The sequence below is a fragment of the Paenibacillus sp. PvR133 genome (assembly GCF_017833155.1).
Classification (GTDB): domain Bacteria; phylum Bacillota; class Bacilli; order Paenibacillales; family Paenibacillaceae; genus Paenibacillus; species Paenibacillus polymyxa_B.
On sequence record NZ_JAFIBS010000001.1, the window covers coordinates 5,904,827 to 5,929,076 of the forward strand.

25 protein-coding genes and 1 pseudogene are annotated in these 24,250 nt (G+C 48.6%); 10 read left to right on the forward strand and 16 right to left on the reverse strand.

Translation table 11 applies throughout. From position 1 onward, the window contains the following. Window positions 1–11 precede the first annotated feature (11 nt). From JOE49_RS25820 to JOE49_RS25825, 3 genes and pseudogenes are all read left to right on the forward strand, one after another. Window positions 12–1,367 carry a dipeptidase gene (locus JOE49_RS25820; protein WP_025721870.1) on the forward strand — a complete coding sequence of 452 codons (1,356 nt, stop codon included), beginning with the start codon at window positions 12–14 and terminating at the stop codon, window positions 1,365–1,367. A gap of 244 nt (window positions 1,368–1,611) precedes the next feature. After that, window positions 1,612–1,743, forward strand: a pseudogene (locus JOE49_RS26875) (putative RNA methyltransferase); the annotation flags it as partial. Window positions 1,744–1,866: 123 nt separating this feature from the next. Continuing rightward, window positions 1,867–2,481 (forward strand): methyltransferase domain-containing protein, encoded by a 615-nt coding sequence (locus JOE49_RS25825; protein WP_226887829.1) that lies wholly within the window; start codon window positions 1,867–1,869, stop codon window positions 2,479–2,481. A gap of 74 nt (window positions 2,482–2,555) precedes the next feature. Here the strand turns inward: JOE49_RS25825 and JOE49_RS25830 are convergent, their stop codons facing one another. The 3 genes from JOE49_RS25830 to JOE49_RS25840 form a co-directional block, all read right to left on the reverse strand. Then, window positions 2,556–2,942: a hypothetical protein gene (locus tag JOE49_RS25830; RefSeq protein WP_202404018.1), complete on the reverse strand. Its 387-nt coding sequence runs from the start codon at window positions 2,940–2,942 to the stop codon at window positions 2,556–2,558. A 155-nt stretch (window positions 2,943–3,097) separates the two neighbouring features. Then, window positions 3,098–3,589 (reverse strand): hypothetical protein, encoded by a 492-nt coding sequence (locus tag JOE49_RS25835; RefSeq protein ID WP_013311697.1) that lies wholly within the window; start codon window positions 3,587–3,589, stop codon window positions 3,098–3,100. A 141-nt stretch (window positions 3,590–3,730) separates the two neighbouring features. Beyond that, window positions 3,731–4,213 (reverse strand): hypothetical protein, encoded by a 483-nt coding sequence (locus tag JOE49_RS25840; protein WP_023990049.1) that lies wholly within the window; start codon window positions 4,211–4,213, stop codon window positions 3,731–3,733. Between the two features lie 491 nt (window positions 4,214–4,704). Here JOE49_RS25840 and JOE49_RS25845 point away from each other — a divergent pair, with 491 nt between their 5' ends. The 3 genes from JOE49_RS25845 (at window position 4,705) to JOE49_RS25855 (ending at window position 5,736) form a co-directional block, all read left to right on the forward strand. After that, window positions 4,705–4,965 carry a hypothetical protein gene (locus tag JOE49_RS25845; RefSeq protein WP_023990050.1) on the forward strand — a complete coding sequence of 87 codons (261 nt, stop codon included), beginning with the start codon at window positions 4,705–4,707 and terminating at the stop codon, window positions 4,963–4,965. Beyond that, window positions 4,962–5,183, forward strand: coding sequence for a hypothetical protein (locus JOE49_RS26605; protein WP_235322313.1), 222 nt, complete (start codon window positions 4,962–4,964; stop codon window positions 5,181–5,183). Before JOE49_RS25845 ends, JOE49_RS26605 begins: the two co-directional genes overlap by 4 nt. Window positions 5,184–5,487: 304 nt before the next feature. Next, window positions 5,488–5,736, forward strand: coding sequence for a hypothetical protein (locus JOE49_RS25855; RefSeq protein ID WP_075154672.1), 249 nt, complete (start codon window positions 5,488–5,490; stop codon window positions 5,734–5,736). A gap of 216 nt (window positions 5,737–5,952) precedes the next feature. Here JOE49_RS25855 and JOE49_RS25860 read toward each other — a convergent pair whose 3' ends face one another. Next, on the reverse strand, window positions 5,953–6,180 hold the full coding sequence (locus JOE49_RS25860) for a helix-turn-helix domain-containing protein (RefSeq protein ID WP_007431813.1): 228 nt from the start codon (window positions 6,178–6,180) through the stop codon (window positions 5,953–5,955). Window positions 6,181–6,485: 305 nt separating this feature from the next. Here JOE49_RS25860 and efeO point away from each other — a divergent pair, with 305 nt between their 5' ends. Genes efeO through JOE49_RS25875 form a run of 3 tightly spaced genes read left to right on the forward strand, consistent with a single transcriptional unit; the run spans window position 6,486 to window position 10,587 of the window. Then, window positions 6,486–7,364, forward strand: coding sequence for an iron uptake system protein EfeO (gene efeO, locus JOE49_RS25865; protein ID WP_023990051.1), 879 nt, complete (start codon window positions 6,486–6,488; stop codon window positions 7,362–7,364). 4 nt (window positions 7,365–7,368) lie between these two features. Then, window positions 7,369–8,733, forward strand: a complete 1,365-nt coding sequence (gene efeB, locus JOE49_RS25870; RefSeq protein WP_209943472.1) for an iron uptake transporter deferrochelatase/peroxidase subunit — start codon at window positions 7,369–7,371, stop codon at window positions 8,731–8,733. Window positions 8,734–8,757: 24 nt separating this feature from the next. Beyond that, a complete protein-coding gene (locus JOE49_RS25875) occupies window positions 8,758–10,587 on the forward strand; it encodes an FTR1 family iron permease (protein WP_209943474.1) in 1,830 nt (609 codons plus the stop codon). 90 nt (window positions 10,588–10,677) lie between these two features. Here the strand turns inward: JOE49_RS25875 and JOE49_RS25880 are convergent, their stop codons facing one another. From JOE49_RS25880 to JOE49_RS25935, 12 genes are all read right to left on the reverse strand, one after another. Then, window positions 10,678–12,090: a type III PLP-dependent enzyme domain-containing protein gene (locus JOE49_RS25880; protein ID WP_053326007.1), complete on the reverse strand. Its 1,413-nt coding sequence runs from the start codon at window positions 12,088–12,090 to the stop codon at window positions 10,678–10,680. An 83-nt stretch (window positions 12,091–12,173) separates the two neighbouring features. After that, on the reverse strand, window positions 12,174–13,262 hold the full coding sequence (locus JOE49_RS25885) for a Gfo/Idh/MocA family protein (RefSeq protein WP_209943476.1): 1,089 nt from the start codon (window positions 13,260–13,262) through the stop codon (window positions 12,174–12,176). Next, on the reverse strand, window positions 13,259–14,419 hold the full coding sequence (locus tag JOE49_RS25890) for a UDP-glucuronosyltransferase (RefSeq protein WP_209943478.1): 1,161 nt from the start codon (window positions 14,417–14,419) through the stop codon (window positions 13,259–13,261). The genes JOE49_RS25885 and JOE49_RS25890 overlap by 4 nt, the downstream gene beginning before the upstream one ends. A 17-nt stretch (window positions 14,420–14,436) precedes the next feature. Continuing rightward, window positions 14,437–15,969, reverse strand: coding sequence for a hypothetical protein (locus tag JOE49_RS25895; RefSeq protein ID WP_209943480.1), 1,533 nt, complete (start codon window positions 15,967–15,969; stop codon window positions 14,437–14,439). A gap of 49 nt (window positions 15,970–16,018) precedes the next feature. Beyond that, window positions 16,019–16,831, reverse strand: a complete 813-nt coding sequence (locus tag JOE49_RS25900; RefSeq protein ID WP_071558329.1) for an ABC transporter permease — start codon at window positions 16,829–16,831, stop codon at window positions 16,019–16,021. Between the two features lies 1 nt (window position 16,832). Further along, window positions 16,833–17,639, reverse strand: coding sequence for an ABC transporter permease (locus JOE49_RS25905; protein WP_028541504.1), 807 nt, complete (start codon window positions 17,637–17,639; stop codon window positions 16,833–16,835). Further along, window positions 17,629–18,621, reverse strand: coding sequence for an ABC transporter ATP-binding protein (locus tag JOE49_RS25910; protein ID WP_013311708.1), 993 nt, complete (start codon window positions 18,619–18,621; stop codon window positions 17,629–17,631). Before JOE49_RS25910 ends, JOE49_RS25905 begins: the two co-directional genes overlap by 11 nt. A 69-nt stretch (window positions 18,622–18,690) precedes the next feature. Then, window positions 18,691–19,776 carry a hypothetical protein gene (locus JOE49_RS25915; RefSeq protein ID WP_245248487.1) on the reverse strand — a complete coding sequence of 362 codons (1,086 nt, stop codon included), beginning with the start codon at window positions 19,774–19,776 and terminating at the stop codon, window positions 18,691–18,693. A gap of 37 nt (window positions 19,777–19,813) precedes the next feature. Beyond that, window positions 19,814–20,059, reverse strand: coding sequence for an acyl carrier protein (locus tag JOE49_RS25920; RefSeq protein WP_023990061.1), 246 nt, complete (start codon window positions 20,057–20,059; stop codon window positions 19,814–19,816). Between the two features lie 17 nt (window positions 20,060–20,076). Continuing rightward, complete coding sequence (locus tag JOE49_RS25925) at window positions 20,077–21,453, reverse strand: preATP grasp domain-containing protein (protein WP_023990062.1); 1,377 nt, start codon at window positions 21,451–21,453, stop codon at window positions 20,077–20,079. Window positions 21,454–21,508: 55 nt separating this feature from the next. Beyond that, window positions 21,509–22,702, reverse strand: a complete 1,194-nt coding sequence (locus JOE49_RS25930) for a radical SAM/SPASM domain-containing protein (RefSeq protein ID WP_209943484.1) — start codon at window positions 22,700–22,702, stop codon at window positions 21,509–21,511. 49 nt (window positions 22,703–22,751) lie between these two features. Then, window positions 22,752–23,030, reverse strand: a complete 279-nt coding sequence (locus JOE49_RS25935; RefSeq protein ID WP_013311713.1) for an acyl carrier protein — start codon at window positions 23,028–23,030, stop codon at window positions 22,752–22,754. Between the two features lie 353 nt (window positions 23,031–23,383). Between JOE49_RS25935 and JOE49_RS25940 the strand changes: the two genes are divergently transcribed. Next, on the forward strand, window positions 23,384–24,250 hold the full coding sequence (locus JOE49_RS25940; protein WP_023990065.1) for a MurR/RpiR family transcriptional regulator: 867 nt from the start codon (window positions 23,384–23,386) through the stop codon (window positions 24,248–24,250).

Here is a 24,250-nt window from a genome sequence, read left to right on the forward strand (position 1 = left end):
ATACATAGTCTATGAGTTATTCTGATTATTTTGAAAAAGCCAGAGAGCAACAACTGGGCGAGTTACAGGAGTGGTTGTCCATTCCGAGTATCTCAGCATTATCGGAGCACAAAAAGGACATTAACCAAGCAGCTGATTGGCTCGCTGCCAAACTGACTGCTGCCGGTCTGGAAAACGTTGAAATCATTCCAACCAAAGGGCACCCGCTGGTATATGCGGATCATTTGCACGCACCTGGTAAACCAACGATCCTCGTGTATGGACACTATGATGTACAACCCGTAGATCCGCTTCACCTGTGGGAAACGCCACCGTTTGAGCCATCCATCCGTGATGGAAAATTGTATGCGCGCGGAGCGACAGATGATAAAGGGCAGGTTTTCTTGCACATTAAGGCAGTTGAGGCCATTTTGAAGCAGGAAGGCACATTGCCGCTGAACATCAAATTCTGCATTGAAGGTGAGGAAGAAGTGTCCAGTCCGAACTTGCTTGAGTTTTTGCAAACTGGAGCTGAACGTCTGGCCGCGGATGCTGTACTGGTGTCCGACACTTCCTTGATCGAAAAAGGGAAGCCTGCCATTTGCACAGGTTTGCGTGGACTATGTTCACTGGAAGTCGCCATTCACACGGCGAACACAGATCTACATTCCGGCTCTTTCGGTGGCGGCGTGCCGAATGCCCTGCATGCTCTGGTGTCCTTGCTGGCAACCCTGCATGACGACAAAGGCGGCGTAAGCGTCGAAGGATTCTACGACGATGTTGCTCCATTATCGGCAGAGATGAGAGAAGAATTCGTGAAGCAAGGCTTCAATGAGAGCAAGCTGCAACAAGATCTTGCACTTGATTCTCTCTATGGCGAAGAAGGATTCAGCTTCGTTGAGCGTGTTGGGGCACGTCCGACACTGGAGCTGAACGGCGTATACGGTGGCTTCCAAGGGGAAGGCACGAAAACGGTCATTCCAAAAGAAGCTCATGCTAAAATCACGTGCCGCTTGGTGGCTAACCAGAATCCGCAAGACATTCTGGACAAAATCGAGCGCCATTTGCGCGCCCATGTTCAGGCAGGAGCTACCCTGGATATTCAACAGGGTGAAAAAGCGAACGCCTTTAACATCGACCCGTCACACGCGTTTCTGCAAGCGGCGGCCGATGCTTTTGAGAAGGTATACGGTGTGCGTGCCCTCTTTACCAAGGATGGAGGCTCTATCCCAATCGTGGAGACCTTCTCCCGTGTGCTGACTGCCCCAGTCGTGCTGATGGGCTTCGGCTTGCCAGATGAGAACCTGCATGCGCCAAACGAGCATTTTAACTTGGACAATTTTGACAAGGGTCTGCTGACGATTGTAGAGTTTTTGAAATCGGTGTAAGCACATGACAACTTCTTATGACTAAGTTACAATAGAGAGGGCGAAAGCCCTTTCTATTTTTTTTTGAGGAGCGCTACATAATATGATTATTCAGTTTATTCGTTTACGGTAATGTGAGGTACAGTTCATGAAAACTCAACCATTTTTCCGAAAATGGGTTGGGTCTATTTGGCTGTGCCTTTTTTCATTCACCAAATACGAATGAACGGGGTGCTTTTCTGTGTCCAAATGGAATAAACACGAGATGAAGGCTGACCTAATTGGAAAGCATCAACATCTCTTTAGGTGTCCTCTATGCTCTCAACCGATGCGTATGGTGGAAGGTAAAAGCCTCCTATGTACGAATCAGCATTGCTATGATCTCTCAAAATACGGGTATTTACATTTAGCCGCCCGGTCCTATAAGACTAAATATGATAAACAACTATTTTCCTCCAGAAGAATGATGTGCAATAACGGATTTTTCGATCCCTTAAATGAAGCGATAAGCAGCACTATAATGAAATTTATGAAGCCACTGTTTGATCAAAAATCACACCTTTACTTGCTCGATGCAGGTTGCGGGGAAGGCACTCATTTGAGCCACATTCAGGATAAGCTGACCTGGAAGGGAATCACTGAGCTTACAAGCGTAGGTATGGATCTGTCTAAAGAAGGTATTGTGGCCGCAGCCAAAGAATATCCTCATACCCTCTGGTGTGTTGCGGATCTGGCTCATTGTCCGTTTTCAAATCAACAATTTGACGGTGTATTCAATATTTTATCCCCTTCTAATTATGCTGAATTTACAAGAATCCTTTCGGAGGACGGCTGCGTCCTGAAGGTCATTCCCGAACAATATTATCTTCGGGAATTGAGATGCTTGTATGAACAGAAAAAGAATAAGCCTGCTTATTCGAATGACAATATATTAAGCCGATTTAAAGATCATTTTAAACTTCTATCCGCCGAACGGTTAACCTATCGTTTTATGTTAAATGCCGACCTCATGAAACCTTTGCTCCATATGACTCCCTTATCGTGGGGAGCTACGGAAGCAGACTGGCAGCAAGTGCAGGAAATAAATTTACCGTATGTCACAGTAGATTTGCTCATCTTATGCGGTAAAAAATAGAATACTAAAAAGCATTCACAGCATGGAACCATCCATGCTTCGTGAATGCTTTTTTTTTACGTTAGTCCCGTCGCTTAAGAAAAACGGGTGTAGCGCAACAGGTGAGCTAGCCGATTGAGCCGTTCTATCTCCCGATCCAACTCATGCAGCGGCTGTCCAGCCAAAGCAGCGTTTGCTCTCAGATCCCGTAGCGGGTTCATTTTCCGACCAATGAGTTTGAGCACCGTTGCCTTCCCCATGTTATTCACCACCACATATTGCGTTAGCGGATCAAGCTCAATCCACAATACATGATGCTGTTGAAAAAACGATAATAGTTGCTTTTTTAACGCCTCCAGCTCATCAATCTCACCTGTGATTTGCGGATGATGATGAAAAGCCACATAGCCCATCACCCGCAGGTCACTTATGATTTGTTCCAAATGAAGCGTTTCGTTTATGTACACATGGTTCGTGCTCATGCGGTTTCTTGCACCATTCGTATGATCTTCCCGGATGACGTTCACCACCTGACTATCGTTATATCAAGATTTATCTTTCCCCTTTTTCACTATAGCGCAATCGGCTTTGAAAAGTCAGGACATGTACAAACCTTACGAACAAAAAAACAACCGGCTTATACGCCAGTTGTTTCCCGTTCCACAAAATACTTATTGGTCATATAATGGGCCTTGCCTCTGGAAGTATCCACCATTCCCTTTTTGTTGTCGAGAAAAACAATCTCCCGGCATTTGGTGCAGTACCACTTGGTCCGCTTAAAGGGAGATTCTGTTACATACGATGTACCACATTTGCAATCTACTTTAATTAAGGTTTCTGTTGATTTGTAAGCCTGGGACAACTCTTTTAGGCCAGTGTCCGGCTGTTGAATCGGGATAATAACCTCCTGATAGCTTGAATACTGATTATGCACTTTAAAATCAGCCACCAGTTCCGCATGCAGTCCAAAGTACTCTTTGCCGATCTCGGTTACGAATTTTTTTCCAATTCTGTAACACTCAAGCCATTCCTGTATCTGTTGATTAGACAAAGGCACTGTGCCCTTGATACCACTATTTAATGTGTAAGTCATGATGTATAAAGTATCATCTTGTCTATGTCCGTACATGAGAAGCCTCCTTATAATACACTTGATAATGTACTACAAAGCGCAAAAAACATCAATTTTATTATTTGGCAAAAGACTTAATATAGCTCGGTAAGCACATAAGAGGTGTGAGTGTATAGTTAGAAAGCAACTGACAATCTGTCAATTGCTTTGTCTTTCCACATAGTATTTGTTGGTCATGTACCACGCTTTGCCTTTATCCGTATCCACCATGCCCTTTTTACGATCCAGGAACACAATGTTATTACACTCCTTACATGACCACTTGGTTCTTTTATGCGGTGACTCTTCTATATAGGAAGCACCACATTTACATTCTACCTGAATTAATGTTTTATACTGGCTGTACGCCTCTACCAGTGGGTCCAGCTCTACAGCTTTGCGTTCCATTACAGGCTGTATTATGGATATGTGTTCTCGCTGCTCCGAGTATTCATTATGTACCTTGAAATCTGCTACCAACTCAGGGTTTAAACCAAAATACTGTTTTCCCACAACCGTTACAAACTTGCTGCCAATTCGATATGCTTTGATCCATTCCTGCACCTGCTTACTGGTTAGGTCGACAGTTCCCTTTATACCGCTGTTCAGCGTATAAGTCATCAAGTGTTGGTTGGGTGTCATATGTCTTAACGTTCACCTCCGATCAAGAATATACCACAGGTAGCTCTAGGCAAAAGCTACTTCCTACTACCTGAAGCAATGAGCTTTTTCTGCCTTGTGATTCTTCTTCAACACCTATATATAAAAGTATAGCTCAAAACCTGATCCATCTTCCATCCTGTCGTCATGCTGAATACTGCTTTGTAGGGATTTATATTCTTAGACTATCACCAGATGCATTTCTATCTTAGTATAACTTTGTGGTACAGTCTTATGTTTTGATCACTCCTGTTAGTTGCACTATGATCTCTAATGGTAGTTTCTTCCTTCTATATATAGTACATCATTTACACGCAAATTCCCACATATTTCAGCGGTTATTCTGTAAAACAAAAGCCTTCATCCTTTTTAAAAGGGTTACGGGACTGATCACATGGTAGAGGTTACTGCTTCCTTGCCGTCCCCCCGATTATGTTATAATAAAATAAAGCAAAAAGAGCGAGGTGAAGTCGATGAAATGGGAAGAAATTGCCGAATCACATCCGAGGCGATTTGTGTTGGTTGAGGCTATAAAAGCCAGTTCCAATAATCGCGTGCGCAATCTTGAAGACATGGCGGTTATTCAGGATTACGACAACCCGAAAGATGCTTGGAGCGGGTATAAACATTTTCACAAACTGTATCCGTCACGCGAACTGTATGTGTTCCATACCAGTCGATCCGATGTCGAGGTTGTAGAAGAGTTTTTCTCAGGAGTACGGCAGCGTACATGAAGATTAACCTCCATAATGGTTTGCCAATTGTTTCCTTAACTTTGAGACATCACAACCAAACTGCTCTATTACCAAACGTATTGTTCGATACAGGGTGCGCTGCAACAGTGTTTGATACGGATTTACTAGCCCAAATCGGCATTCACATTGATTTCATTAACGGGAGAGCAAAGCGGATGTACGGGGTGGGCGGCACAAAATTTGCTACGAACAGGTAATTCCTCATCTAAAAATCGGGCATATTCAATTAGATACATTTCCAATTCAACTAAGCTCTATTCAAGAGCCGTATGGATTTGATGGCATATTAGGCATTGATTTTATGCTAAAAACAAAATTAATTGTTGACTTTGATTTAATGAACATCCACTCCCCACTTTCACCTTTAAAATAATTCCAAGCAGGTGGCCACATGTCTCTTCCTTTAAATCTGATTACCATCATGCTCAGCTCGTAGAAGTATTACTTATACCCTTGGTTTCTCCTGCGGGCTGAGCCTTTGCCCAAGGGAGCGTGATGGTAATGAAACCTAATCAAAAAAATCGGTATCGAGCTTATTTTAGGCACCACAGAAAACGTGTTATTCAGCGTAAAAAACGGCTTTCAGCACACCGGGGATGGGTCGTCAAATTTGATGGTGTATTCTCCAAAGGAAAAATCCATTGTTCCTGCTGGATGTGCAGTAATAAAACAAAACGACTGGGCTATCCCAAATCAGAGCTAGCAAGAATAGATAACTGCCAGGAACAGCTTCAGGATTATCGTTTCTAAACTAAAAAACGATCAAAACAAGCGAATGTCCATTGCTATGACACTCGCTTGTTTTACGTTTACAATAGATTTCCCAGCTTCTCTCCTCAATTTGAAATATAGAATAAACTTACTAGGTTTGATCAGCTAACATACCACAAAACAAAAGCCTTCCCGACCACCCTTCACTGTCGAAGGATCATCGAGAAGACTTTGTACCCCGCAAGGAACGAGAGGTCAGATTTTTAATTCGCCAAGCCTGATTAATTCTACGACCGCCTGTGAACGACCTTTTACGTTCAATTTTTGCATCACATTGGAAATATGGTTTCGGACCGTTTTTTCGCTAATAAATAGCTGTCCGGCGATGTCACGTGTTGTTTTGTCCTGCACGAGCAGTTCAAATACTTCACGTTCACGGTGAGTTAACAAAAACTTGTTTTTGTGGTCGTTACCCTTCGTCAATTTCACCCCTCCTTGCTCGGGTTTTGTGTGGTGTAACAAGGTTAAGGGATACAGTCAACACATTTTATGTCATGTGCTCGGGTATGGTTCAATATGCGGATAAAAATGGGCATAGGCACCTTACTTGCTGCTTTAATGATGGGTTGGACTTTGTGTCTAAATTATGTATTGACAGGCATATGGGCCAGCCTTATGATAAGAAAAACCGCGACTGATAATCATTATCAAAATAAAAATTCGATATAGATATCGCGCAACAGACTATGGTTCAGGGCCAGTTTGGCCAGAAAGGGTGTTCATTGATTATGAAACTACGTTATGCCGTACCGGCCGGAGTGCTGGTCTCTTCTATTCTGTTCGCAGGTTGCGGACAAACCGGAACTGCTACTCAGCAGCCTGCCGCAACGACCAAAGATGCAGGAGCCACAACACAGACAACGACTCCTGCCGCTTCTGCCCCCAATTTTGATCAAGCGGTAACAGCTTACCGCACCTATGCCATCGAGCAATGCGATACATTTGTGAAGAAGACAGAAGAATTCACGAACGCGGTCAAAGCTGGCGAACTGGATAAAGCCAAGGCGCTATATGCCCCTGCACGTATGTACTATGAACGGATTGAACCGATTGCAGAAGCGCTGGGTGATCTTGACCCGAATATTGATGCACGTGACGGTGATGTGGATGCAGCGGATTGGCGCGGCTTTCACCGTATTGAAAAAACATTATGGGAAGAAAACACAACCAAAGGAATGGACGAGTTTTCCGACCGACTGCTGAGTGATGCCAAGCTGCTGCGTGCCAAAGTAGAAACAGTTAATATTGACGCCAGCCTGATGGTAACGGGTGCAGTCGAGTTGTTGAATGAAGTATCTACCTCGAAGGTGACGGGTGAAGAGGAGCGATATTCTCATACGGATTTGTACGATTTTGCTGCCAATGTAGAAGGCGCGCAAAAGATATATGACATTTTGAAAACAGATCTGAACCAAAAAGATGCGGCATTGGAAAAACAAATCGGTGAGCGCTTTGCGGCCTTACAGCAGGAGTTGGCTCCTTTTAAAGACGGAGAAGGCTATGTATCGTATACAAAACTGAAACCGGAAGAAGTTAAAAAGCTGAGCCAAAACCTCGATGCCTTGGCAGAACCGTTGTCCCAAATGGGGAAATTGTTAGGAGTGTAATGATATGAAAGGCTTTAAGCGGCAAAAAGGGCAAGAAAAGCCGCAGTATGCGGAATCCCATAATGAACAGGCTGATCTGGTAAAAAAGGATGCGAAGCTAGTGGAAGATGAGTCGTCAGGAAAAAGCAAATCCGTATCACGCCGAGACCTATTGAAGCTGGCCGGGGTAGGTGGGCTAGGCCTCCTGCTTGGCGGCGGGGGCGTGGGAGCCGTGCTGTCAGCCGGTCAACGCCTCGAAAGCATGATGACGGATGCGGATACCAAAGATGTAATCCCTTTTTACGGTAAGCATCAGGCAGGTATTGTGACTCCGGCGCAGGATTTCATCTGCTTCGCCGCTTTCGATCTAACAACCAGCGACAAGGAACAGATGCGTAGCCTCTTCAAAGCCTGGACGGAAGCAAGCGCTACAATGACTTCTGGCGTGCTGCTTGGCAACGATAATGAAAATCTCAACCTCCCTCCTTCCGATACAGGCGAGGCGGCAGGATTGTCGCCATCCCGCACGACGATCACCTTTGGCGTGGGCCCATCCTTTTTTGATGGACGATACGGCCTGGCAGGGCTTAAACCTGCCGAGTTCCGTGAGCTGCCCCGTTTTCAAGGGGATGCCCTGGAGGAGCAATGGTGCGGCGGCGATATCGGAGTGCAGGTATGTGCCAATGACTTGCAGGTAGCTTTCCATGCCCTGCGTAATTTGGCGCGTATCGCCAGAGGAACGGCGGTGCTTCGCTGGACGCAGGAAGGCTTCCAGCGAACAGCACAGGCCGATCCTGCGGGAAGCACACCACGCAATTTGCTGGGCTTCAAGGACGGTACGGGGAACCCGGACACCTCCAAGGCAGACGAGATGAATCGGCTGGTGTGGACTCAGACCAGTGACGGACCAGCATGGATGGGTAACGGCAGCTATATGGCTGTACGCCGTGTACGCATGCGGGTAGAGGTGTGGGATCGCTCAACATTGGGCGACCAGGAGGATACTTTTGGACGTCATCGCAGCAGCGGGGCCCCACTCGGCAAGGTCAAGGAGTTCGACAAGCTTGATCTGGCGGCCAAAAATCCGGAAGGCAAGCCAGTTACACCTCCCACCTCTCATGTGGCTTTGGCTCATGGGGACGGGAGCATTAATATTTTGCGGAGGTCTTATTCGTATTCAAGCGGATTGGACAAGCAAACAGGGCAGCTGGATGCCGGGCTGCTGTTCATCAGCTACCAGCGTGATCTGTTCAAGCAGTTCGTTCATATTCAGGAGAAGCTTGCACGCAATGACAAGCTGAACGAATACATTGTACACAAAGGCAGTGCGGTGTTCGCCTGCTTCCCGGGTGTATCGCAAGGCGGCTACATCGGGGATACGTTATTTTAGCAGCAGGCAAGGAAGGGGATTTATATGAATCGGCGCAATAAAAGCTTGGGATGGGTGTTTGTGCTGGTGACAGCTCTGCTGCTGACCGTAGCTCCGTTCATGTCCGGCTCCGGGTCGGTCGCTTTTGCACAAACGGATGCCAAAGCTGTCACCAATGATCAGCTGATGCCTGTGGTGGGCGGAGCGCTGGTGGAGGCGGGACAAGCTCAATGGACGGAAGCCTCCAAGGATCTGAAAGAATTCCGCACGCTGTGGGAGGCCGCCAAAACGAATGGCGGAGATTCAGCTCACATCGCGGCTGTAGATCAAGCACTCACCGATGCGGAGCAGACACTCGCCAGTGGCGGCGGGGAACCAGCGAAAGCTGCCTTATCCGTGCTGGCGCGCTCGGTCAATGAGTACGTCACTGCGGCCGAAGGGGACAAACCAGCCCCGGCTGGAGCCAAAGCAGCGGAAAAACTACTTCCCATGGCGAAGGGCAGTCTGGCCGCCATGCAAAAAGGCGATTGGGCTGCTGCCCGGGTGGATTACGATCGAATCGTCAAAGCCTGGTATCAGGTAGAAACACCGATTCGTTTGGACAATTTTCCGGTATACAGTTCGCTCGAAACTAAAATCAGTCTCATTCGCATCTCCATGCAAGCTGAGCCTATTCGCCAAGAACAGGCTCTTAAGGAAATGCAGGAATTAACGACTCTGCTGTCTGATTATAGTCAGGGCAAGTCTGTGAACACAGGCCAAGGAACAGATGCAGGCAATACGGCTACGGGAACGGCAAATGGTTCGGTAGCTTCTCTGACCGATGCAGTCACTTTGCTCGAATCCGCACGCCAAGATGCTGTAGCTAATCAATCAGAGCAAGCGGCTGATAAGGTAGTGCAGTTTATCGCTCTGTGGCCTTCCGTCGAAGGACATGTACAAATTTCCGATCCGACGTCTTACACTGCGATTGAAAATGAAATGACCGAAACTTCCGGATATCTGCTGTCTTCTCCACCGAATACGGACAAAGCCATTCAGACTCTTGATCAGATGCTGAACAGGCTCCGTCCGTTGACGAAAGAACGTTCTTACACTGCGTGGGATGCCGCGCTGATTTTGCTGCGTGAGGGCCTGGAGGCCATCCTCGTGCTCGCAGCTCTGCTGGCGTATGCCAAAAAAAGCGGCGAAGCCGTGGCTGGACGTTGGATATGGGCAGGAGCCGGAACGGGGCTGGTGCTGAGCGGAATTCTGGCAGTGCTGTTCACCACACTGGTGGCAGCTGCCGCATCAGGCAGCATGCGTGAGCTGCTGGAAGGTGTCACCGGGCTGGTGGCGGTCGTGCTGATGCTGACCGTGGGTAGCTGGTTGCATAGCAAATCCAACGCTGCCGCATGGAACCGCTTTGTGGAAAACAGCGTGGGCAACGCGCTGGCACGAGGAAGCCTGTGGTCGCTATTTGCGGTTTCTGCGCTCGCAATTCTGCGTGAAGGAGCCGAGACAGCTATCTTTTATGTCGGTATGGCTCCAGCCATCGAAACCTCACAATTGCTGATCGGCATTGGCTCAGCGACGATTATTCTGGTCATTCTGGCGTTTGCGATCATTAAATTCAGTGTACGATTGCCAATTCGCGCCTTTTTCCTGACTGCCACTGTACTGATTTACTATCTCGTATTCCGATTCCTGGGCGAAAGTATTCATTCGCTTCAGGTGGCCGGTAAGCTTCCGGGGCACACTGCCTCCTCGCTTCCGTCCATTAGCTGGCTGGGAATGTATCCAACTTGGGAAACATTTGTCCCACAAATCGCTGTACTGATCTTTATGGTATGGCAGCTTGTGCGTCAGGAAATGCGCAGCTCCAAGCAACAATAAGTCGATGCTACCCTACTCATCATGTAAAAAACGCCAAATCACAGGTCCGATTTATATCGGTTCCCATGAGTTTGGCGTTTTTTTACATACTTACTGCACATCCTCAGGCAACGGAATCATGCGCTGATGATGCAGCAGGTCTGTGCGGTCACCGTGTTCACGAATGACATGCACCTCCCCACGAAAATCGAGCAGCTCCGTCGGGGTAGCATGTCCTAAAAATTGTAGTGGACTATAGCTCAATCCATAGGCACCTGCATTCGGAAAGGCAATATAATCGCCCTCGTGAATCGGAGGAAGCTGCGCTTTTTTCACAATACAATCCTCGGGTGTACAAAGCGGACCGACAATGCTTACCGTCTCAAGCTCCATGGATGCCTCTTCCAGAGGCCCTCCTATTCGGTTTGCAACCTCTTCTAATGATTGTTCGACAGCAACAGCCGTTTGAGCAGAAGCGTCTCTCTGCCCCATCCATAGGGTTGCTTCCACTTCTCGTTCTTTGGGCTCTTTCAATTCTCCCGCTTGCCTGCGCATAATTCGCACCGGGTAGTTGTCCCTAATGCGGCGTCCTCGAAAAGTAGCTGCGGCGTAGTGATTCATGCCACCATCAGCCACGACAAACTTCTCCCCCTTGGATTCCTTTGTATACAATGCTCGGCAGACATACATGCCCGATTGAGCGACCAGATACCTACCGCTTTCGATGATTAGCTTAACCCCGGGCATGCGGGTTCGGGTCTGCTCCGCGAGTGCATTCAGTCCGTCAATGACGTGATCCATATCGAGCGGTTGCTCATGAGCAAAATAAGGTACACCAAACCCGCCGCCCAAATTGACCGTATGCATTGCCACACCATACTGAGCCTGTACCCGTTCTGCCAACTGCAGCGTATTCGCAAATGAAGCTAAAATCTGATCCGATTTCAACATTTGCGTACCTGTATATACCTGAATACCTTGAAAATTGACGTGCGGGCAATCTTCCAGCACCTTAAAAAAGTGATCCAGCTGCCCTTCATCCACTCCAAAGGGGCGCGGAACACCACCCATTTTAATCGTTGCTCCAGACAAGTCGTTATCGGGATTGATGCGAACCGCTGCCCTGACAAGCTGGCCCGCTTGGGCAGCAATGTCCTCCAGCAGACGCAGCTCCCTCACCGATTCGACATGAATACAGCCGATTCCACAGGCTACCGCCTCGTTCAGCTCGGCTACTGTTTTTCCCGGTCCGGCGTACAGCACGTCTTCCGCAGCATACCCGGCCTCCATAGCGACGAACATTTCTCCAGCCGAAGCAATCTCAACACCACAACCTAACGAGCGCAGCAACCCAGCCAAGGCTACGTTACCATTAGCCTTGAGCGCATAATGTACACGCACGGCCGGGTGCAATCGGGATAGTAACGAGCTGACATGGGCATGCAGCGCATCCCCGTCATAATAGTAAAATGGCGTCGGATGCTCGCCGAAACGCTCCAGTAAGGCTTCGTCCTTTTTATCCATCTACTGAATTCCCCTCCTCTCTTTGCCTTGATACTCAGTATTTTGCATCATTCGCTCCCCACCGCTCGAAAACACAATCATACTCATACTGCATAGATCGTCTCGCCCGAGCGTGCTGCTTCATGAATGGCTGCCAGCAGTCTGACGCGTTCAGCAGCCTCGCGAAAAGGAATGGGCTCCGCTTCTCCCCGGATGATGCTGCAAAAGGTATTCAACTGATTGACATAATAGTTCATAGGCTCGAAAACCGTTTTGGTATGCGAGGATGTCTGTGATAACACAGGCAGTGCGTCCGCATCCGTTATATTCGGCATGATATCCTTCTTTATTTCCGTCTTGAGTGTCATTTTATAAAAACCTAAATTTGCCCGAAAGCAGTCCTTTAAAGTGACTACTCCCGAATCAAAGGTCAGTACATGAGCACAGTGATAAGGGCGCTCAAATGAAAAGAGGGCAGATGCCTTCAATCCGCTCGGATAACGGGCTTGCGCACGAAATGTCCAGTCACAACCATGAGGACCATCAAAATCCGATTGACTGTGGAATTCAGCCTGCTCCAATCCAACGACGGCTTGAAGCAGCTGGAGCCAGTACACGCCCAGATCCCAAAAGCATCCCCCACCCTGCTCCGGACGAGATCTGTAATTGTCCGCATGTCCTTCTTTTGCCGGAATGCATAGACTCGTCTCTATGGAGCATAAGCGACCATAACGCCCCGATTCTACGATCCTCCGCAGCTCATGCTGCCAAGGATGGTGCTGCACCATGACTCCCTCCAGCAGGTAAGCGCTGCTCTGCTCGACTGTGGCTGCCAAGGGAGCCAGATCAGCCGTATTCAGACATAACGGTTTTTCCACCAGCACATGCTTATGAGCCCGTAGTGCTTTGCCAATCCACTCGGCATGCAAGTCGTTGCTGAGCGCAATATATACAGCGTCGATCTCTGGGTCCTTTAGCATATCCTCAGCATGCCGATAAATGACACTGACGCCAAAACGATCTGCCATTTCTCCTGCCTTGGCAACCGTGCGGTTCGCAAGCGCGGTCACGCGTGCCCCTGCAACATGTCGGATTGGTTCCAGTAACGCACGGGGAGCAATGGCAGAACAGCCAATGATCCCAAAGCGAATATCTCGCATCGCAGGCTCTTGCGCAGCCACGGCAGCGTTCATGACCCCTGCTCCATTCCCAGTGAGCTTGCTGGCATTTGGATACTATTCACATAGCACTCTATATAACGCGGCGTCCGACTGCGCAGCTCTACGATCCTACGATGCATATCCTCCAGTATCTGAGCACTACCGTCATAGGTTTGTATCCACGTATCGTACCGCATACCGAGCCCCAGCCGTTCCCATAGATCCGCATTATGCTTTTCATGCACACCAAATGGCTCCAGCATAATGAGTGGAGTGGCTGTAGCGAACGAATCGGTTAGGCTGCCACCACCTGGCTTGCTGACAATGGCCTGGACACGACATGCTTGGTCCAGCATGCTATGGTAATCCGGTCCAACCTGATACACTGTCTTCTCGCCCTTTTTCACCTCTCCGAAAGGCGGAAATGTATGCTCCCTGGCTTCATTTCGCTGCCATGTCCTCCACTGCGGGTCCATCTGAAAATAGCGTATACTGTCCCGCTGTTCATCCGGTTGATCCTGATCATACAGCAGCAGATCCAGCTCCCAGCCCGCTTCTTCCAACCGTCCAACCTTGTCACGGTAGGTGCCCATGCCCCAGCCGCCGCCATGTACGAATAAGCGGGATTGCCGCTCTTCAAACGGAACATACTCCACAGCCGGGACATCAATATAGTGGCTGACTCTATTGTTATCATTTTCAAAAAAGGTCGTTTCTCCACAGCCATCCGCAAAACGCGAGTTATGCTTGGCTAGATTTTTCCAGGAAGGAGAAGGTGTCGAATCCATATACACAATGTCCACATGCACCGACTCCGGTTCTCTGCGCTTGCGATACTCCTCCAGTACATACATCCAATGACCGGATAAGCATATAAAATACCGCCGATCCTCCTCCATCCATTGGTTCAGCAGCACTTCCATCGCAGCGAGATCCAGTGAATTACGCATATCCTGCGGAACCTTCTGCGACATTAAGGCCACCGCAAAATTGTCATGGTAAGCTTTGCGGCTTTTGTCGACCTTGAGACGGGCCGATTCTGGCAGCACATTTTCAAATACATGAATCGCCGTATCCACGCCCAGCCTGCGAAGACCCGCTTGCAACAACAAGCCAGGGGTATAAAAGCCCAATCCGAAACCGGAACACAAAATCGTTACCTTCATAAGCTTATCCGTATTCTTACGCATGCTCATACGCCTCCCGTTTAATTCAGCACTGTAAAATGATGCTCTGCCAAAAAACGCTCCAGCTTTGTAGTCAATCGCATTTTTTCCTCATCGCTCGCAGCAACCAGTTCCAAATAAAGACGACCCTTGCCTCGTACACGTTCGCTTCCAGCGGTTTCTTTTTCACCATTCAAGTCTGGCTTACCCAAGCCGTTCCCTTCTGATCCGCCATCGCTGGCCCTAATCCCGCTCACACGAACCTGCTTGGCAGATGATCTGCCTCCGCGCCCAGTTGCATTTCTGCTTGGCGTGCTTGTTTGGCCCACAATCTTGTTCTCGCCATCTCGTCCACCTGTGTTCACATATAACGTATTGGCACCCAGAGGCATGACGCCTTCTTCACGTTCACCTGTGAACAACAATCCTTCACCTTTCAGCCCTTCCAGCAGTTCTTCATAGGATAGACTGCCATCATGGGACAGCGAATAATTCGTCAGCGTGCCACGCATATTTTTCCTGGCCAGAAAGGTATCGAGCTGATGCTTGATCAAACTCATCGACTTTCTAGCATTAATTTCGATAATTGGCTCCAGCTTCCCACCACGAAGTGTCATGGAATCAATGCAAACATCGCCATAATAACCATCTTGATACAATTGCCGTCCCACATCCTGCATCAAGCTAAAATAGCCCTCGCGCTCCAGCCGCTCCAAAAATGCCCCGTCCGGCGACAAGGATTCCCGATAGGAGAATTGAGTGTTAGCCAGCCATTGTACAGATAAGATATCGACACTCCCATCATCACCAATCGTAAATTGGCATGAAAAATCCTGTTCTTTCTCCAGAAAAGGCTCCAAAAGGAAAAGCACCTGTTTGCCTTTACGCTCCTGTCCACGCAAATACGATACGATCCGGTCCAGCATTTGTGTCGAGGTAATGTGCAGGTTTCCTTTGCCCGATACGCCAAAATCATCCTTGATTAAAAAGCTTCCATCCCGTAGCAGCTTACGCCCCGCCTCAGCAACATCTGCAAACGAAGTCACAATATAGCCCGGGTTGCGCAGACCAAGACTGCGTTTCAGATCAGAGGAATACGTTTTGGCATTTACCTTGCGAATCGTTTCCAGCGGCGGCTGATGCAGTGTTATTCCCCAAGCACGTGCAGCCTCCTCCACATGCGGTAAACCCGCAAACGGGCTAAGCACACAGCCTTCCAGTTGAGGAAACCCCTCTCCGGCATCGGCCTTGCGACTGCCCAGCAGTTCAAATACTGATGCGGTCGACACATTGCCTGCACGCTCCATGCCATCGGTCAAGTCCCGTTCGTTGACAGCCGGATGAAAGCCCAACTGCGCGATATACTGACGCTGTACGGGCGAAATGGCATAACGGGTCAATAACGCATCTCCCGGCTGGCAAAAGCTGAACAGCAGTTCATCCATGGCTGCTACAATCGCAGAAGAAGCCCGGTCAGGCAGAGCTGGCAGGGAAGCTAACTGGGCATCCCGCCAGTAAGCCTCCGCTTCGAACGTTCCCATATACAAATGACGCTGATTCGGTATCGCATTCATATGATTCGCTTCCTTTCCTGCTTCATTATTGGCCTACTACACGGTAGCGCTACTGGCTCGCGCTCGTATAATCACGTAGAGCAAACTGCCATATCAGGCGGATGATCGCCAGCAGCCAGAGAGGTGCGAGAAATGCCCATACCACTAACCCGGTTTCCATTTTGCCGAGAATGAACATGGGCGGAAAATTACAAATGACAAACACCGGAAGCACGAACAAACCGATACGCTGAATCAGATTACTGTACACGGCCATCGGCACATAGTTTGTCTCGAAAATGCTGTTGGACAGCTCCGTAACGCCGTTCGTGCGGATGATCCAGAAGGCCAGTAGTTGGGGGAGCAAAAATACGGAGTATGCCGTAAGCACTCCGCATGCGAGCAGCACAGAGAACCCTCCTACGGTTTCAAAATTAAACGGCAATCCGAGTCGATACCAGCCGATCCCCGTCATAATTCCGCCGCCAATTACATTCGGCACGGTATAGCCCAGTTCAAATTGACGCAGTGTTACCATAAATTGCAGCGATACGGGTTTGGTCATGAGCACGTCCAGTGAGCCGGTACGAATTTTGTCAGGCAGGCTTGTAAAATTACTGTAGAACAATCCACTATAAAATCCGCTCATCATCGTAAATACGCCGATATATAACAATATGGCGTCAGGAGACCAGCCATTAATATCCGTCCCAGCGCGGTATGGAACCGATGCGTACAGCAGCTTGATGAGCAAATAAGCCGTTTCAACCAGAAATGCAGTTATAAAATTAATACGGTATTCCATCTGCGACATGACAGAAAACTGGACAAACTTCCAGTACAGTCTGATGTAGCGCCTAACGTTTCGGAAAACATTTTTCATGTTAACCCCCCACCGAGACAAAGCGTTTGACCCCGGCTTGCCACACCCAGCGTGATAGGGCCGCCAGCACTACAATCCAGAGCCATTGCACGCCAATGCCTTTAGCGGCTTCCAGCACAGTCAGCTTGCCCGTCAACGCATTCACCGGAAAAAATACGGTGTAGCTGAACGGTAGCAGACTGAACAGACGGGCCAAAACATCTCCAAAAATCGTCAGCGGAAACACGGTACCGCTAGCTACGTAAATGACAAGCGACAGCGTATAAAATAGTCCCGCCGATTCCGTCACCCAAAAGGCTATGCCGCTCAGCGCATAATAGACCACAAAATTAAGCACAAGCGCTCCCGGCAACGCCAATATGTAAAGCAGGATGTACGATAGCCCGAAGCTGATTTGTCCTTCCAGGCTAAGACATAACAGCAAAATAGCAGCCGCCAGCAGCACGACCGCAGACTGTATGACTTTGCCTCCGATAAACCGGCAAAAACGGTAAGCAAAATAATGCACAGGCTGTACCATGAATTTTGCCAGTCCACCTTCCTTGATATCTGTAGCAATTTCGTATTCAAAGCCCGTAGCAATCAGTTTTCCAGTTACTCCCGCCATGACCACATACACCAGCATTTCTGGCAGAGAATAGCCCAGCACTCTTGCTTGTCCCGAAGAACCGAATACAGCTAGCCAGAGAAAAATTTGCGTCATGATCGGCAGCATAAATCCCGCCATTTGGAGCCAATAATTAGCCCGATACTCCATTTCGTTTTGCATACCAAGCTGGAGTACCTTCACATATTTGTTATTTCGCATCGGCCAGCCTGCCCCCATCGTACAAATTGGCTATTCCCTCTTCCAGCGGGACGTCCTCAATCGTAAAATCAACGACAGACAGTGCGTCCAAAATCTTTTTGGACCAAGCCAAGGTATCTTCTGCGTCCAGCTCAAATACCGCCTCCAGCTCCGAATTGGAGCGAAGTTTGCCGAGGCTCGCCAACGTTAGGCTGGATACGGGGGTCTCCAGTCGAACCTTGAGTAATTTACGGGCACCGATGACCTCATTCACCTTGTGTAAGTCTCCGTCATAGACCAATCTGCCCCCGCTGATAATGATGGATCTACTGCACAAATCCTCAATATCCTTCATGTAGTGGCTTGTCAGCAGGATGGTCGTCCGGTGCGTGCGGTTATAGGCTTTGAAAAACTCTCGAATCCGCCGCTGAGAAACAAGGTCCAGCCCGATGGTCGGCTCATCCAGCAAAATGACCCGTGGACGATGCAGCAGCGCGGCAATCAGTTCCATTTTCATACGCTCGCCGAGAGACAGCCGCCGAACCTGCACATGAAGCTGCTCCTCCACCCCAAGCAGAGTGACCAGTTCATCTAGTGCCTCTTTATAACGGTTTTCATCGATTTCATAGATAAGCTTGTTCAGCTCGAATGACTCGCTTGCAGGCAAATCCCACCAGAGCTGGTTTTTCTGTCCCATTACAATGGAAAACTGACGTTTAAACTCTTTTTGTCGTTTCCAAGGGGTAAAGCCGAGTACCGATGCTTCCCCGTCCGTGGGATGAAGAATGCCAGACAGCATTTTGAGTGTCGTTGTTTTGCCCGCCCCATTCGGACCGAGAAATCCGACAATTTCGCCTTCCTCAATGCTAAAGCTGACATTTTGCACAGCCTCTTTGGTCAGCTGCTCACGCCTGAACAAGTTTTGTAACGATTTGCGCACGCCCGGCTCCTTTTTGTAGTACGTAAATGTTTTCGACAATTGGTTTAATGTAATGGACGGCAATCAATTCCCCTCCTCTTTCCTCTGTGCAGGACACCTGATGAACGTTTCTTATACGGCCGAATGCTTGGACTACTCGGCTGCTTTCTCTGCTAAAATCATCAGTTCCTCCAGCATATGCCGCTGTCTTTCAATTAAATGCAAAGCTCGTTCCGTAATTTCAGGCATCCGATGCTTGCGCAGTTGAAGCCCTGTTTTGTAAATATGCAGATTAAGCTTGTGCCAATCCGCGTACAGCGCCTGTGCCAATTCAATTACATGCTGTGTTTGTGGTCCCAGCGTGGCTTGATGCAGCAGGCAATAATCAGCTGTATAATCCGTCAAATGTAGGGCGCTGCCCAATCGCAGATTGTAATAGATTTCATGACAGTACGTCCGAAAATCCTGATCCTCCATGTCTGCCAACAGATGGAAGTCACCGACAAATGCCCGGTACCCCTCATCTCCCCGCTTGACCTGCTTGCCTGTCACAGCTTTCCCCGTTTGACTTTCCGACTCATTAGACGTAGGTACGCCTCTCCAGATGGCTTCGTGTCCAGTCAAATACTGTCGAATATGATGAGCACACGCAGCATGCATCTCACTTGGCGAAAGCGGGGCAGGCTGCTCCACCAGCCATGCATACTCAATAATGCCCTGCATCAGATCGTCGAGCCGGGCTGAGCCCACATAAGTCATGGCATGTCCCGAGGAATCGAGCAGGAAGCTATCATTCACCTGTGCTGTCCGTTCTTGCAAGTCCAACCCGCACAACTCAATCACGTGGCCCCTTGGGTAATTTTTCACATATACATCGTGATAGGTTAAAGCGGTGCTCGACGTATGCAGCATGGTACCGTAACCCGATGTGAGTACCTGCAACAGATTGGTTTCATCGCTGACACCAGCGACCCACGGTTCCACCCGAATAACAGGTCCGCCACTGGCTGCCATTTCTTGAAGCTGCTCCGGATATTTCTCAGGTCCGAAGCGCTTCAAATCTCCACCATACTCTGCGCACATACTCCCACACAGCATGAATAGCTCGGATTCGGCCATGTTCACCCCGTACCTCCGCAATGAAGTACGCAGGGAAGAATATACACAATGTTTCCCTGGAAGAGCGTTTGCCACTTCTTCTGCACCATAGTCCACAACAGAATCTTGACGAGTCTCCATATCGGATTCCTGCATCAAACTTGTCTTTTCAGCGCCCTTATGCATATTTGCCCAGCAGACGCTCGATGCCTTGCAGTGTAGATAGATGCTCCAGCACTAGATCGTCGTCCTCCATCGTAATATCAAGCTCATTTTCCAACTCTACAATTAATTCCACAGCGGATAAGGAATTCAGCCCCAAGGTTCGCAGATCCTGATCCGGAGTCAACTGTTCCAGTTCTCCCGGAGCCAGTTTCAAAATCTTTTCCAGCAAGGGTACTACATGGTATACATCTGTTTTCATTTTTGATTCCCTCCAATTTATGAGCATCCTAATCCAGCAATAATACCTTCCAATTTGTGCGCATAAGCATCAGCTTCCTGCCAGCTGTCTGCCAAAATAAGTGTGAAAATCCGGTTCACATAGCCCCGCTTCACAGGAATACCAGACAATGTACCCGCCGTATACACAAACACCCCTTCTGGACGTTCGGGCGTATAGAGCAAGCCCTCCTCCGCGAGCAACCCGCACAAGCGGCTGTAGGTGAGAGGTGTAGCGGTAACGTTGCGGTAATAACGGGATAATGTTTTATGCTGTTCTCCCAGGACGGATGACAGGAACGAAATATAGGTAGACAACGTAAATCTACCATTTATCTCAATGACTGGAACCAGCAAACCTTCTTCGTCAACAAAACCGTCAATAGAGGCCATTCCCGTATACCCAATGGAATAGAGATGCGTACCCAGCTGATAGGCGCAGCGTCTCACTTCTTCCTCCAGCGCATCGCCAATCTCAGCCGGCACTTGAGATCCGATATATACGGTGCCATCCACGTTTTGCCTTTTTAGCGAAAACATCGTCACACCACCGCCCTCGTCAATGCAGAGCTGGTAGTTCAGATCCATCTGCTTATTGTGCCAGCGCTCCACCAGCCAACCGCCGGAAGATGGCGACGAGCCGCCAAAACGCTTCATCACACTCAGCAGTGTGTCCAGCTTGGACAGCTCGTCCAGCATATACATGCCTTGTCCTGAGGCACCGTGCGGTTGCTTGATAATCAGCTTCACAGGTCCATCCGATAAGTCAGCCAGTCTGGCACACTCCCTGCGGATCGCCGATTCGTCTGCACATACAGCGCCTTCGCTGACGGCAAAACCAAGCTTTTGCGCGGTCAGGCGGCTGAATATTTTATCATTCACCTGAGCACTGACCGCGGATGGAGCACCGATCAGCTCTAGCCCGCAAAGCTCCGCAATCGCTTCCTCCTGCGGTGTGACCGCATAGGGGACGAGCCACGCTTTGGCTCCGCCGCTGCTGTGGCCTGCATCTGCAACCGTGCGCAGTCGTGCCAAAAGCGCCTCATCCGCCAGCACCAGCTCTGAAATCGGCGTTAGCGGATCAGAAGGCTCCGGCACCTCAATACGCGGCAGGCTAAAGCCCAACCGTTGGAGCATGTCCAGAAACGCCTCATCCGGCTGTTCCCGAAGTACAATGACATCCTGACTTCGACATAGCAGGAGATTCATTTCCTCCATCCGGTTTACGACTTGTTGTTCATCCCGGTCTACCATGCCCCCCTTGCGGGGGGATGGATGCCACACTTGCTCTGCGCCGATATTAAACAGCCAAATCAGGACTCCATGATCCCGTTCATGCGCAAGCGCTTCCACAAGGTTAATAGTTTTAGTCGTCACGTCTTGTCATCATCCCTCTCTCTTCCATCCAGTAACAAACAACATCCATAGAAAACTAAATGTATTTCAGAGAGCCTGCCCCGTGCAGATACAATACGCTGCATTTGGAGCACACCGGAGTCAATCCTTCATGATTAATCTTTTGACGAGTTTTCTCATACGCATCCGAGTTCCATATCTCCTTCAGACTATGCTCACGCATGCTTCCAATCGTGAATTCACTGAAAAATTTGCAAGGCATGACCTTCCCGTCTGGTAAAATATCTGTTCTGGAGGTGAGCGCCAAACAATGATTGGAACAACGACTGACCATTTCCTCGCCATGGATAAATTTATCAATTTCCTCATAATCCAAACCGGGCTGATAGCGCACGCGAATGTTCCATACTCGCTCATTGATCCGCTGTAGTTCCTGCATCAGAGGATCGATGTTATCTGGGTTGATTTTATATTTGAAAGCATGCCAGCTACTAATATTTTTTTCTTCAAGTTGTCGGAGCCAGGAGAAATTATGTGTGAAATATTCATCCATTTTGAGGGAGGTCTCTTTGGAAATGTACCAGGGGAACGTCAGCAGCACCAGATCCAGCCTTTTGTCCTCCAGCATTTGCAGAAATTCGTACATCCGTCCGATCATGTTATCGTTAATGACCGCATGGACAGTTACCCGTCCCTTGTACAATCCCTGGTCGCGCAGTTCAATCAGCTTATCCATCTGCCGCATTGTTTTTTGAAAGGTGCCTTTACCGCGAATTAGATCGTGTTCTCTTTCAAAACCTTCAATCGCTATTAATAATTCCAGATTTTCGGACAAATTCAAAATCCGGTCCAAATATTTATCAATAAGTAATCCATTTGTACAAAAGGTCATTTCGCGCCGATCTTCCGCCAGCACGTCCAAAATTTCATCAAAACGCCGGTGAAACATCGGTTCGCCGCCCCACATGTACAGTCTGGACTTGGCTTCCTTGGTTTCGCTCAAAATCTGCCGGAGCATGTCCGGAGCAAGATCCATGTTTTGTTCTTCTTTATCCATTTGGTGATGGTAGCCTTCCTCGTTCCATTCAAAGCAGTGTGTACATCTCAGGTTGCAGCGGTTGGTCAGCTTAATGCCGATCGTCTGGGGCATGTCCGTTTTGAAAGTAGGGTCCTGTGTGGCGTTACGGTAAGATACAGAAGCGTTTTTCAGGTTACGCTTGATGAGCTTGAACGCTTTCTCATCAATCAGCACATTGCTTTTGGGCTGCATGCTAACACCTCGTTTAATGGATTTTCAGGCACATGTACCAAGCTGTACGTCAGACCGTCTCCATTCCTTCTAGGTGCGGCGCTTGTTCCGCATCGCTGATCCCCTGAATGTAGCTGCAAAACGCATCTACCGAGCTCAAATGCTCTAGCTCAAAGGAATCAAAATCAATCTCCACATCAAACGCATCCTCCACTTGCAGCATGAAATGAACCAACTGCAACGAATCCAGTCCGGCATCATGAATAATGTCCGAATGTCCATCTAGCTTAGCGACCAGTTCAGGATCTTCCTTGACCGCGCTGATCATTTCAATCACTTGGCTTTGCATAGCAAACTCCTCCTTGTGAATGAGATTATATTTGTTCCGCCCAACGATGTACTCTGCAAAGCTCCTAGATAAATTCCTTCACTGGAACTTTATTCAATTATACTCCTCCAATGAAGAGACAAGTCAATAGGTTGTTTTGTAAATAAAACTCGCAATATGTAAATTAATGTATGATAACTTCTACAATTTTCGCCAGCTATTTTTTCGCAAAATCTAATAAAAATTCTCCTCACATCTCTTGCATGAACGGCAGAATTATTTTACAATACACATGAAAATGTTTTTCCTTATATTCTTCTTGTATACGATACTTTTTTTCATACAAACATTCTACAGCCAAAGGAGCACAGCTCATGTCCCCCATTCTTCATACATTAGCCCATAGACTGGAGCAGCTTCCCGTACAGGAGCGCAAGCTGGCGGAATCCATCCTGCAATCCCCGGAAGATGTGCTGCATTTGGGTATTCGGGAGCTGTCAGAGCGTTGTGGTGTGAGCGCGGCGACCGTTACGCGGTTTTGCAAATCACTACATTTTAAAGGCTATCCCGATTTCAAAATGAAGCTGGCCGCCGAGTTGTCCCACTCCAACCGTAATGGTGAAGAATCCTATCAGGATATTGTCGCCGGAAATTCACTTTCCCGAATCGTGCAGGCTATTCAGGCGAACCATACCGCATCCATTGCGGACACGACCCGACTGCTGGATTACGACAAGCTGGAGCAGGCCATTGCATGGCTGTCAGCCACGAGCCGCATTGATCTCTATGGGATGGCGACATCGTCGATTGTGGCACAGGATTTTTACCAGAAGCTCATCCGTATTGGCAAGAACAGCACTGCCTTTGCAGATTCGCATATGCAGATTACCTCTGCCTCCTCGCTCGGAGCAGGAGATGTCGCCTTTGCCGTCTCTTATTCAGGAGAAACCCAGGAGACCATTGCGGCTCTACGCTGCGCAAAGGAGCAGGGGGCCAAGACATTATCCCTGACCTCCTTCGGAAACAATACGCTGGCAGGTCTTGCAGATATTGCGCTATTTTCCTCCTCATTGGAGGAAGGAATGCGACGTGGGGACATGGCCTCCCGCATCGCCCAGCTTCATATCATAGATATTCTGTTTACAGGTATGGTGAGCGCAGATTTTGACAAATATATTCCGAGATTGGAAGGTTCATATCAACAAGTGAGCAAGCTCAAAAAACAACCAGGGGGTCACTAA